This is a genomic window from Sulfolobus sp. A20 (assembly GCF_001719125.1).
Taxonomy (GTDB): Archaea; Thermoproteota; Thermoprotei_A; order Sulfolobales; family Sulfolobaceae; genus Saccharolobus.
Genome location: NZ_CP017006.1, coordinates 1,646,467 through 1,657,378, shown reverse-complemented (window position 1 = coordinate 1,657,378; position 10,912 = coordinate 1,646,467). Strand labels below are relative to the sequence as shown.

The 10,912-nt window shown below is 34.8% G+C and carries 10 protein-coding genes; 3 read left to right on the top strand and 7 right to left on the bottom strand.

Features of this window, described 5'->3' with window-relative positions:
* Nucleotides 1-53: 53 nt before the first annotated feature.
* The gene (locus tag BFU36_RS08630) at nucleotides 54-1,028 is read right to left on the bottom strand and encodes a metallophosphoesterase (protein WP_069283476.1); all 975 of its coding nucleotides are present in this window, start codon (nucleotides 1,026-1,028) and stop codon (nucleotides 54-56) included.
* 1 nt (nucleotide 1,029) lies between these two features.
* Between BFU36_RS08630 and BFU36_RS13860 the strand changes: the two genes are divergently transcribed.
* From BFU36_RS13860 to speB, 3 genes are all read left to right on the top strand, one after another.
* Nucleotides 1,030-1,173: a hypothetical protein gene (locus BFU36_RS13860; protein WP_156770069.1), complete on the top strand. Its 144-nt coding sequence runs from the start codon at nucleotides 1,030-1,032 to the stop codon at nucleotides 1,171-1,173.
* Between the two features lie 149 nt (nucleotides 1,174-1,322).
* Complete coding sequence (locus tag BFU36_RS08625) at nucleotides 1,323-2,930, top strand: APC family permease (RefSeq protein WP_069283474.1); 1,608 nt, start codon at nucleotides 1,323-1,325, stop codon at nucleotides 2,928-2,930.
* Between the two features lie 81 nt (nucleotides 2,931-3,011).
* Nucleotides 3,012-3,929: an agmatinase gene (gene speB / locus BFU36_RS08620; RefSeq protein WP_069283472.1), complete on the top strand. Its 918-nt coding sequence runs from the start codon at nucleotides 3,012-3,014 to the stop codon at nucleotides 3,927-3,929.
* Here the strand turns inward: speB and BFU36_RS08615 are convergent.
* The 6 genes from BFU36_RS08615 to BFU36_RS08590 all read right to left on the bottom strand — a co-directional run bounded on the left by BFU36_RS08615 (nucleotide 3,926) and on the right by BFU36_RS08590 (nucleotide 10,620).
* Entirely contained in the window at nucleotides 3,926-4,840 is a 915-nt protein-coding gene (locus BFU36_RS08615) for a metallophosphoesterase (RefSeq protein ID WP_069283470.1), read from the bottom strand. The two genes, speB and BFU36_RS08615, sit on opposite strands and share 4 nt — an antisense overlap.
* A gap of 8 nt (nucleotides 4,841-4,848) precedes the next feature.
* Entirely contained in the window at nucleotides 4,849-6,408 is a 1,560-nt protein-coding gene (locus BFU36_RS08610) for an amino acid permease (RefSeq protein WP_069284682.1), read from the bottom strand.
* Between the two features lie 67 nt (nucleotides 6,409-6,475).
* Complete coding sequence (locus tag BFU36_RS08605) at nucleotides 6,476-7,801, bottom strand: aspartate aminotransferase family protein (protein ID WP_069283468.1); 1,326 nt, start codon at nucleotides 7,799-7,801, stop codon at nucleotides 6,476-6,478.
* Nucleotides 7,802-8,291: 490 nt separating this feature from the next.
* Complete coding sequence (gene folK, locus BFU36_RS08600; protein WP_069283466.1) at nucleotides 8,292-9,182, bottom strand: 2-amino-4-hydroxy-6-hydroxymethyldihydropteridine diphosphokinase; 891 nt, start codon at nucleotides 9,180-9,182, stop codon at nucleotides 8,292-8,294.
* The gene (locus BFU36_RS08595) at nucleotides 9,179-9,910 is read right to left on the bottom strand and encodes an SDR family oxidoreductase (RefSeq protein WP_069283465.1); all 732 of its coding nucleotides are present in this window, start codon (nucleotides 9,908-9,910) and stop codon (nucleotides 9,179-9,181) included. The genes folK and BFU36_RS08595 overlap by 4 nt, the downstream gene beginning before the upstream one ends.
* Before the next feature lie 44 nt (nucleotides 9,911-9,954).
* Entirely contained in the window at nucleotides 9,955-10,620 is a 666-nt protein-coding gene (locus BFU36_RS08590; protein WP_069283464.1) for a uracil-DNA glycosylase, read from the bottom strand.
* Between the last annotated feature and the right edge of the window lie 292 nt (nucleotides 10,621-10,912).

Genomic DNA, 10,912 nt, shown 5'->3' with positions numbered 1-10,912 from the left:
AATTTTGCTAACGATAAGTATGTTTATTATCTAACAATTAATTAGAAAATAAATTAACCAATTACAAATTGATGAACCTTTATCTTGTTATCTTCTAGGACTATATAGGATGCGTGAAGAATTCCCAAATTGTATTCACTACCCGGGTTTAGTACTGTAGTTTTGCCAATCTTATCAAAGCCTCTAGATTCATGGATATGCCCATGTAGACCCAAAATGGGTTGTATTTCTTCCTCAATTTTTCTTACAGCCTTTGATCCAACATTTGTCATTACTATTTCCCCTCCTCTTACCACTGGCTTAAGATTACTATCTAATAATGGCGCGTTATCTAAGTTAGTTCCATACGGCGGTGCATGCAGATTAAATATTGCCTTCTCCGGTCTTTGTAATTTACTTACCTCATTTTTTAAGTATGAATATATTTCCTCTTCACTCATTTCTCTAGGCGTATTCCAAGGAGTGGGATTGACGTATCCAAACGTTATCATTTCGTAACCGTTAATATCTATAACCTCTCCTTCACACTTCACTAATCTTTCGCTCTGTTTGATTGCGTCAAACATGTATAAAGGATCATCATTTCCTAGATTGGTATATATCACTAGATTTGTTCCTTTTAACTTCTCTTCTGCTATTCTGCTCCATTCGTTTAACCTTTCCAATATTACCTTCTTAAATTCTTCCTCTAACTTATTTTTATCTTCTTCTAACTCATGGTATTCTTTCTCGTCAACTATTGTATAATAAGTTCCAATTGACTTATAATGTTTTATTATATCTTCTAAGCCTTCTCTCCCTACAACCTTATCCAAAACCTTGAATTTGCCTTCACTTAGGGCTAATATTGGCACTAAAGATTTTCCAGCTAAATCACCCCCAATTATCAAGACATCAGCCTTTGTCATCAATGCCGTGTTAAGAAATTTTCTAAATGCGGTCTCTGATCCGTGTAAATCTGTGGTAAATAGTATTTTAAGATTTCCTAGCCTATTCGTCTCAGGTTTATTTTTCTTGAAGAGCCCCATTATGATAATTAGTTTTATACCATTAGTTAAAAACTTTTCTAAAGATAAGAGTAATTACGTTGAAAGTAACTTTATGTACATATCAGTAACGTATCTCTCATACATTGATGAGTTTTTAAACTATTTAATAAAAGGGATTATATGATCAAATGAATTACATAAAGATTGGTGTCTTAAATAACTTTTTAAAAATTTTCGAATAAAACGATTTCGGCTAGCAATATTGTTTTAAACACTTTACTAAGCTTTGTCTATTTAAGTTTTTAAACCATTCAATAGTTATTAAAAAATGAAATGTCAAAAAGCAGTTCTGATAAAAATCAATCATTGTTTATTAGGCAATCCTCCGGGTTAATAAGAGAAGTAAGTCCTTGGTCATCATTTTTTGCAGTATTTGGGTTAGTAACGGGAGGTATACCTATTCTTATATTGACTTGGCTTTATTTGTCCCCAGGTGCAAATTGGACTTTATCGTACTTGATAACACTAATTCCTACATTAGGCATGGCATTTTTGTTCTATATTGCCGCAGTCTCAACTCCTAGAGCGGGTGGAGATTACGTTTTTAATACCAGGTCTTCACATCCTATTGTAGGTTTTGTAAACTATTGGGGATTATGGATAGCCTTCGCATTATCTTTAGGATTGTACAGTTATCTAGGGGCACAATGGTTTGCTTATCTCTTTACCGGGATTGGATTGTACTACGATAATGCTTCCTTAGTTAATATAGGTACGTTTTTTACGTCAACTTTGGGTAGTGTGATTGTAGGGATAGTAATTTTAGGCGTCAGTTCAATTGTATCCTCTACTGGAAAGTATGGTTGGAGGTTCATATTATTAGCGGGGTTAATCTCAATTATAGCTACTTTAATAACATTTGTTGAACTAGGTTTAATCAATCCCGTGAAGTTTTATTCATCTTTGTCATCTTTTACCGGAGTTTCTGACGCTTACAAAGATGTTGTAAGCTCAGCTACTTCTAACGGTCTTTCATTCGTATCTCCATTACAAGGGGCGCTACTCGCAATTCCAGTAGTATGGTATTATTACGTGTGGTATAACTTGCCAGCCTCTTGGAGTGGTGAAATGAGAAAGGTGAAAGTTAATGCTTTATTATCAATAATTCTAGGGATACTTTTTGTAGGAATATATTATATATTGTATACTTTTCTTAATTTTCATGCCTTTGGCGAGAATTTCTTAACCTCATGGTCTTATATTCTAGCAAATAATGTAAATAGTTCAGTAGTCTATGATAAGTTAGGGTCAATAGGCGTATTCTCACCTTTCTTTGCTCTATTAGTTAATCACAATATAGTTATCTACATTCTAATGTGGATTGCATTATGGCTACCCAACTTCTATAGTCTGTCACCATTAACGATAGCGTTAACTAGATATCTTTTCGCTTGGTCTTTTGATAGGATATTACCAGAGAGCTTAGCAGACGTGAATGAAAGGTTCCACATTCCATTAAAGGCTACGATAATTTCTATAGGAGTCGGTATATTAGGTCTATTACTTTACGCTTTCGTCCCTGCTATTTCTATCGTAGATGTTACAGTAGTCTTTGAAATTAGTTATGCTATTTTTGCTTTTACCTCAGCCTTAATGCCATTTATAAAGAAAGATCTATTTAATCGTATCGTCCCCGTTAAGATGAGAATTGGAAGAATCCCAATAGTATCGCTCATAGGTTTTCCAGTGTTTGGGTTCCTGCTATATGCATTGACTATGACATGGGGAAACCCCGTTTTGTTACCTATAAATGTGCCAACACTAGTTTCATTAGGGGTGATTTATGTAAGTGGAATAATAATTTTCCTTACATCTTACTTCATTAATTCGAGGCGAGGAATACAAATGAAATTATTATTTAGTGAAATACCACCAGAGTGATATTGAATTTTATCATGATAACTTCCGTTTTTATACCTTCCTCAGTTAATTTCAAATATTTAGATAACAGAAGAATCAATCATGAGGCAGATAGATGCTTTAAAATCCCCTCGGTTTACTCAAATCTCCACTTTTGCAAGATTACCAATATGTAAAGAAGATGAGGAAATTAAAGCTGGATTTATAGGTATTCCATTTGATGATGCTACAACTTATAGACCCGGAGCCAGATTTGGTCCAATGGGTATTAGACAAGGTTCGAGACTACTAAGACCATATAATCAGTTTCTAGACACATATCCTTTTGATAACTTAAATGCTTGTGACATGGGCGATATAAATATAATTCCAGGCTATATTGAGGATACTATGAGAATAATAGAGAATAGTATATATGATATGTTGAATAAAAGAAATTTCGTGCCATTCATAGCTGGTGGTGATCACTCAATAACTTTACCAATTTTGAGAGCATTATACAAAAAATATGGTAGCCTTAACGTAATTCATTTCGATTCTCATTATGATTTCTGGGACTCTTACTGGGGTAAGAAGTATACTCATGGCACATGGCTTAGAAGATCATTAGAAGAGGGTCTAATTAATAAAGCGATACAAGCAGGCATAAGAGCTTCAACCTTTTCTAAAGAAGATTTGGATGATAAGAGAAAGCTAGGAATAAGGAGTTATACTATAAGGGACTTAAAATATAATACAAGAGCTGTTATTGACGAAATAAACTCACTAGAAGGTCCTACATACTTTTCGATAGATATAGACGTTGTTGATCCTGCCTTTGCACCAGGTACTGGTACTCCAGAAGTTGGTGGATTGAGTAGTTTCGAGATAATCGAGATCATTAGACAGTTAAGGTTTAATAAGCTAGTTGGATTTGATGTTGTTGAGGTTTCCCCACCCTATGATCTAAGTGAATTAACTACTATGTTGGCTGCAAACATTATATATGAAGGAATGAGCATCCTTTCCTTAACTCTTTAACCTTGGTAGATACCTTTATTTACAATTTTATATTTGACCGAAAAACTCTCCACATTTTTTCTAATCGTTATTACCGCATATTTAAGTATATTCTCGAAATAGAGACTACCAGGATTTATTAGTACTGTTCCGTTTATACTATCAATACCTGAAGATTCATGAATATGTCCATGTAACCCTAATAAAGGATTATATCTCTCTATTAGTTCCCTTAATGAGGTAGACCCCACATGAACCCATCTCCCATTAATATAAGCGTTATCTAGTTTAGTATTATAAGGAGGGACATGAAAGTTCAAAATAATATTTTTTGTGTTAATAATTACCTTGTTGAGTAATTCAATTCCTTTATTATATATTGTATACTCTGGCACCACCCTAAATGACTTGTAAGGAGTTTGATTAGTAAAGCCATAACTTATTACCATAAGGGGAGATGAGGAACTGTCAATTTCAGTTAATCCTTCAAATTCTATTTTATAAGACTTAAATACATCATCTATTATGAAAGGATCATCATTCCCTACGCTCCATATAACCTTTGTATCCTTGAGTTTTTCATTAACCAAGGATATCCAACGTTCCAACTGGCTTTTTGCTAGATCATAAAAAAGCCTCATTATCTTCTCATTGCTCGATTCAATATCATTAACCTCTTCTTTAGATTCTGAAATGTAAATGTAATAACCATTCTTCTGATAACTTTCTATATCCTCTTTGGTTACAGATTCATTACCAATGTAATACTCCTCTCCTCTCTTTAAAATTATTATCACTCCCTTTCCAGCAAAGTCTCCTCCTAATATAAGGTAATCTGCCTTAATAGCCTTAGTTACATTTAAAGCTTTCCTAAATACGATCTCATTACCGTGAAAATCAGAAGAAAAAACAATTCTTATATCTCTTGCCATTTTTCTTCCTACTCCGGTGGTATTTCTTTAAATATTAAATCGAAATCTATTCCTTGTCTAGCCCTAACAAGCTTAGCGACGTAAAAAATGGCAAATAGTACTATTATTGATCCAGCCAATATTGCATATCCTACTAGGGTGTCTGCACCTATAGCTGGAACTGTTAAGTATTGATAAAATGTGTAGATTAGGTACACTATAGCTAGGCTAGCTATTATTCTCATGACCTTATTTCCTTTTTCCGTCTTTAATACTGCTATAGATACTACAGTCATAGGGAAAATTATCAGTATAGCTACTGCTACGCTTGAAAGTAAGAACGCTCCAGCTGAAGTAACCGGTAAGCTAAATACTATTAGACCAATTAGTCCAGCTATCATCGAAAGAATGATTGCCTTAATTGGAACATGTCTCTTCTCACTGACCTCTCCGACAAAGTCTGGCATTATTCTGTCCATCGCATAAGATAATAGCAACCTGCTTCCTACGAATGAAGCTGCAGCTAGATACATTAGGAGTTGCACAATACTCGCTAACGCGAATAATACTCCCAAAACTACATTACCGCTTGAAATTCCCTCAATCAAATCTAAATAAGGAGTAGGTATTGGAAGACTTGACTGAACTATACTTAAATACATCATCTTTGTTGTAAATCCGTATCCTAACTGGTAATACTCCAAGGCTAGGGCAGCTGTAAAGATGAACCCGGTTATTAATAACGTGCTTAAAATACTGAATGGCATGCTTCTTTTTGGATTTCTAACTTCTCCTGCAATATAAACCGTGTTTATTATATAAGAAAATCCCACTACGTAAACTGGGTTTAATGACAAGATGTTGTTTAAGCTATAATAAGCTGGTACCGCAACGCTAGACGATGTAACATTATTATATAGGTTAGAAACATTAGCATAGACTAATGCGAAGTTATTTAACCTGGATATAGCCAATGTATGAGGTATAACTGCTTCAACTATTATCATACCGATAGCAGCTATAAGAGCTAAAGGTATGGCAACCCACTGTAATGCTCTATAAACCTTATTTCCAAAAATCGAAATTAGTGACATTACTATTATTTCAACAGCTCCTATAGCCATTATTAAGTAAGTGTTGGAATCAATAGCAGAACCCAAGGAGATTAATGCGTAGTTGTGAGTATAGTAGCCTAAAATAGTTAATAAAGGAATTAAGCCAAAGGTTTGGAGTGTTATTCCGGTTATTCCCATAAACAATGGTACTGTAGCCAAGAAATATCCAGCATTACCGACAAAGCCTAAGGCAGGATGTAAGTTTCTGCTAACGTAAACGTAATCTGCAGCTACCCTTGGTATTTTAGATCCTATGTAGGAGAACGTTAAACCTACGAACAAAAACCCTATAAGAGGTAATATCAAACCTAATAGTGGACTTCCTCCTACTAGTGGTCCAGTAGACGCTACATAGTATGTAGAGAACAGTAGTCCTAACAGTGCTATATTAAACCAGAGTGCATCTATCAAACCGAATTCTCTGACTAACCCAGAAGATTCTCTTAGGAACGCACCTCTTTTAGTTTCCGGCATGTGTCTATCTGGATTAAATGGGTATATAAATTTTAAAGCTAAGAAGTTAAAAACTTTACAAAAATCTTTATAAATCATTTAAGGTTTCTTGTAAAATTTTCAACGATTCATCAAGTAAACTCTCAGGAATAGTTAAGGGTGGCATTAATCTTATTACATTATCCCATCTTCCAGCCTTGTATACTAATAATCCTCTTTTCAGTGATTCATCTATCACTTTCTTTGTCCCTTCGCTCCAAGGAGATTTTCCATCACTTACTAGCTCTATCCCTATCATGAATCCTAATCCCCTTATATCCCCTACGTGTTGATTACTTATTCTCGTGGATAACTCTTTTAAGATCTTATTGCCTAATCTTTGAACCCTTGATAGTATATCATATTTTTCTATAAATTCTAATGAAGCTAATCCCGCAGCTAATCCTAAAGGATTTCCTCTGTAAGTCCCTAAATGAAAACCAGTAGGCAATTTATCTAAGTCGTGTCTAAATGCTACCATCGATAGTGGAATTCCCTCCCCTACTGCTTTCGAAATACATACAATATCGGGTTTTATTCCTTCCCATTGATAAGCCCACATTTTTCCAGTTCTTCCCATACCAGTCTGAACTTCATCAACAATTAGTAATATTCCATATTTATCAGCTATCTCCCTTAGTCCTTTTAAGAAACCCTTCGGGGGTATTACGTAACCTCCTTCCCCTTGTATTGGTTCTACAAGTATACCTGCTACGTCGTTTCCCAGATAGCCTGGATTCGATAATGCATATTCTATTAAGCTTAATACGTCATTTAGGCAATCTTTAAATGGACACCTATAGGGATAAGGATAAGGAAACTTCACAACTCTATTATCAAAAAACTCTTGGAATTCTCTATACTTATTTGCCCCCGTAAAACCCAGCGTACCAGCTGTAATTCCATGATAGGAACCCTCAAAGGAAATGATTGTCTTCTTGCCTGTAATCCACCTAGCTATCTTTACGCCAGCCTCGACGGCATCAGCACCTGTCGTGGTAAAGAGCAACTTAGCTTTAAAATCAAGTGTTGATAATAACTTCTTACTGAAATTTGTCCTTATTTCTGTTGGAACCTCAAGAGTGTGCCAAACTTTGTTTAATTGTTCTTCAACAGCACTCTTTACGTAAGGGTTGTTATGACCTAAATTTATTACAGATATTCCGGTTACCATATCAATGTACACGTTTCCATCTACGTCTACTATTGTTGAACCTTGTGCCCTATCTACAGCTATCTTAAAATATTTAGGATAGTTTATTGCTGAAGTCTCATACTCTTCTTGCTGTTTAAGTATTTGCAAAGACTTTGGACCAGGTGGTGAAACCTTTATTAAAGGAGCGTTAAGTATGCTATTATCTAGATTTTCCATAATTACTTCTCCTAACTTAAGATTAAAAAGTGTATTTGAAAAGTGCTTAGTCCTGCATCAGCTTATCTAGATTGTGCAAGAGTGTGAAAAAGTTGTCAGTAGAGTCTAGAGGCAAACTCTACTTTATATATAGTACTGACCTTCTCCCCTAGAGGGTTCCCTTAGAGCGGTTCACATGTTTATGGTTAACTAACTTCTTTTTCATCGCTTCACAGCTAGTGGACATTACCAACCACTTTACTTGTCCAGTGATAGTTCTTCAGCTAAATTACCCCTATCCCTTTTTCCTCACCCTCCTCGAGACTAGTATTGAGGAGGAAGGACACGTTCTCACTACTCATTTTTGACTTTCCTCAATAATAATCCTTCACTAAAAACATTACCCTGCCTTAAAAGGCGAGGTTTGCTGTTCTTTTTTTATCAAAGCGACCATGATATCTTTAACACTATTTTAGGCTAAACGGGTAATAATTATTGATGAAAATTAAAGGGATTAAAAATCTTCTAATATTTCTCTTCTTAACTTCTCAGTATAATCATATAATGGTGTCATATCAATGTTTTCACTGAATTTTTTCACTATTTCCTTAATAGACTTGTTAATTCCGGGTATTACTAAATCCTCATTTAGTTCGTATAATGGCAAAGCTAAGAAGGGTCTTTTCTCGATTTCGGGGTCTGGTATTACTAAATCCTTACTATTTACGATAAGATTACCATATAGTATTAAGTCTAAATCTATCGTTCTAGGGGCGAATTTATCATTAGGATCTCTTACCCTTCCTAGCTCCTTCTCAATACCTCTTAAGATATTGAATTTAATGTTATATGGGTCTAGTGAAGCATTAGTTTCTACAACACAGTTGTAAAAGTTAGGCTGGCTAATGAAGGGAGGAAGTGGCTTAGTCAAATATACAGTTGATATTTTTAATGCTCCTAACCTCTCTTTCAATAACTTAAGAGCCTTTTTGATATTTTCCTCTGGCGATATGTTAGACCCTAAGGCTATGTAGGTTTTAGCTAAATTATCTTTCCTTCTCATTTTTACTTCAACTGAAACGTTTTTGGCGTAGCTTAGTGCTCCTGGTTTACTAACTCTTACTCTGACTTTCCTAATTCTGTGATCTTGTAGCACTACTTTACCTATCTTATAAGTTAATGTCTCTAGCAAATTGAAGGACGAATTCTCAACGTAAGATATTATTTCCTTCTTAATAACTTTATAATCTATCGTATCATTTATCGAATCTGTTATTACACTTTTTGATAAATCGGACCATATATCTACATTAATTGATACTTCTTGTTTCTCTATTCTCTCATTAGGATTAATACCTATTACAGTTTTAACTCTCAAATCTTCTATCGATACTTTATAGATCATAATATCACTCTAGGTTTTAAATGTTCTCCTCCATCAACATAAATTATCTGTCCTGTAATGAAGTCACTCTTGAGGAGAAAGATTACTGCACTTACAATTTCACTAACAGATCCATACTTCTTCAATGGAACTGCATCTTTTAGGGATTCTAAGTAAGAATAATCTTTTCCCTCGGGTGGAAGGATAATCCCCGGTGCGATAGCATTAACTGTAAAGTTGGGTGCTAATTTTAAAGCGAGGGATAGGGTAATAATCTCTAATAACTTTTTACTTAAATAGTAAGCGTATCTCTCAAAATTATAACCAGATACTATTGAATCTAAAACATTTATTATTTTCCCCTCCTTAGTATGAGAAACAAATTTTTTTATAAGAAAAAGCGGAGCCCAACTATTCAACAAAACTGTATTATTTAGATCATTGATAGTTATCTCCTCGAATGTCCTGAGTGGAAATATTGAGGCATTGTTAATTAGAAAATCTATCTCACTAACGATATTAAATCCTTTTTCAATTAGAGTCGAATATTCTTGAGACAAATCACCTTTTATTAGCCAGCAATCCACACCATGACTTTTAATTTCCTCTCGAGTCTTAATCGCATCTTCTTCTGAGGTATTATAATGTAGTAATATGTTAACTCCCTCTTTTGCCAAGCCTAGTGCTATTTCCCTTCCAATCCTTCTAGCACCACCAGTTATTAAAGCAGTTTTATTTCGGATCTCCATATTATTCTATCGATGCCTTAGAATATAAATCGAGTATTCAAAGATTAAGACGAATTGTTTGTAAGTTTCTTAGCCATATTGAAAATTTCTACAAGCATATCTATTGTTAATCTTCCAGTCTTTACGTTTCTGGGACTCGGGTGATAAGATCCAATTAACCATATAATGGATGAGTCCTTTTTCTCAATTTTTATTAATTTTCCATGAGAAAATTCTATAGAATTAGGAACCTTATATCCTAATTCCTTAAATACCTTTAATAGAGAATCCCAGGCTAATCTTCCTAATGCTATGAACACTTTAGCGTTTTTCAACATTTCCATCTCTTCTTTCAAGTAGTCTAGACAATTGTTAACCTCAGAAGAGTTTGGTTTATTGTTAGGAGGGGCACATTTAACTGAGGAGGTAATATAAACGTTATAAAGTGTTAAACCATCACCTTTATCCTTTGAGAAAGGCTGATTTGACAACCTAGAATAATATAATGCTTTAGTTAAGTTGTCTGAACTTTCATCCCCGGTAAACATTCTCCCAGTTCTATTCCCTCCATGAGCTGCAGGAGCTAAACCCACTATCACTATCTCGGCGTTAATATCCCCATTCGGAGGAACAGGTTTTCTCCAATAGCCCTCTGGGAATGAATTCCTATACTCAACTAGTCTTTGACATTTATTACAGTTTATCAACCTATTTATGAAATCGTTCCACATGAATATTATATGTTGTTAAAGTAATCTAAAAAATCTTTTAAGGATAAAGCATCTCGCAAGTTTTCTAATTTAAGCTTTATTCTGGTGAATCCGACTTTCACCCCACCCTAAAGGGCGAGGGTTCCCCTAGAGCGGTTCACAGGTTTATCACCTTCATGACTAGTGGGCGTTTTTGACACCCATCACGCTTCATTTGTCCATTGGTAGACCATTAGCTGGGTCTTCAGCCAAATTATCCCTATCTCTTGGGTGACACTCCACCTCCTTGGTACTCGGGGACATGTATTGAGGA

Bases quoted from the DNA above. Each gene is read 5' to 3' on its own strand.
- BFU36_RS08630 (WP_069283476.1), bottom strand. From the start codon at position 1,028: ATGGGGCTCTTCAAGAAAAATAAACCTGAGACGAATAGGCTAGGAAAT.
- BFU36_RS13860 (WP_156770069.1), top strand. From the start codon at position 1,030: ATGATAATTAGTTTTATACCATTAGTTAAAAACTTTTCTAAAGATAAG.
- BFU36_RS08625 (WP_069283474.1), top strand. From the start codon at position 1,323: ATGTCAAAAAGCAGTTCTGATAAAAATCAATCATTGTTTATTAGGCAA.
- speB (WP_069283472.1), top strand. From the start codon at position 3,012: ATGAGGCAGATAGATGCTTTAAAATCCCCTCGGTTTACTCAAATCTCC.
- BFU36_RS08615 (WP_069283470.1), bottom strand. From the start codon at position 4,840: ATGGCAAGAGATATAAGAATTGTTTTTTCTTCTGATTTTCACGGTAAT.
- BFU36_RS08610 (WP_069284682.1), bottom strand. From the start codon at position 6,408: ATGCCGGAAACTAAAAGAGGTGCGTTCCTAAGAGAATCTTCTGGGTTA.
- folK (WP_069283466.1), bottom strand. From the start codon at position 9,182: ATGATCTATAAAGTATCGATAGAAGATTTGAGAGTTAAAACTGTAATA.
- BFU36_RS08595 (WP_069283465.1), bottom strand. From the start codon at position 9,910: ATGGAGATCCGAAATAAAACTGCTTTAATAACTGGTGGTGCTAGAAGG.
- BFU36_RS08590 (WP_069283464.1), bottom strand. From the start codon at position 10,620: ATGTGGAACGATTTCATAAATAGGTTGATAAACTGTAATAAATGTCAA.